We start from the raw sequence: 458 nt of genomic DNA on the forward strand, positions 1-458 counted from the left end.
GGACAGATAGGCATCGAGAAGGAGCGTGGAGAATGGATGCTACCGAATTCAAGCCCGGCGATCTTGTGCGGGTGAAGTCAGGCGGGCCGATCATGACGGTCGAGCAGGTCGGGAAGACGGCCATGCTGGAGGAGGATGCCGTCTGGTGTGTCTGGTTCGAGAAGGTGGGCAACAAGCAGGTCGCGCGGAAAGACACGTTCGCGCCGGTCGTGCTGGAGAAGGCTGAGAAGCCACGAGCCGCGTTCTCCGTCGGCGTCGTTCGGGCGTAGCGTGGTGCCTCATGCCGTTTCGCGGCCTGTTCATCGGCATCGACCGTTATAGCTCGACCGGCATTGATGAGCTGACCTGCGCGCGTCGCGACGCGACGGCGCTGGAGGCACTGTTCTTCGACACGCTGGGCGGCAGCACAGTCTTGCTGGCAGATGCGGAGGCCACGCGGCAGCGGATTGAGGACGCAT

1 protein-coding gene is annotated in these 458 nt (G+C 63.5%); it reads left to right on the top strand.

What is annotated here, in order from left to right; genetic code table 11:
• Positions 1–32 precede the first annotated feature (32 nt).
• Positions 33–269: a DUF2158 domain-containing protein gene (locus tag AACY52_RS30990; protein ID WP_006023605.1), complete on the top strand. Its 237-nt coding sequence runs from the start codon at positions 33–35 to the stop codon at positions 267–269.
• The last annotated feature ends 189 nt before the right edge of the window (positions 270–458 follow it).

The organism is Pseudomonas sp. EA_65y_Pfl1_P113, assembly GCF_963970525.1.
Taxonomy (GTDB): Bacteria; Pseudomonadota; Gammaproteobacteria; order Pseudomonadales; family Pseudomonadaceae; genus Aquipseudomonas; species Aquipseudomonas tritici.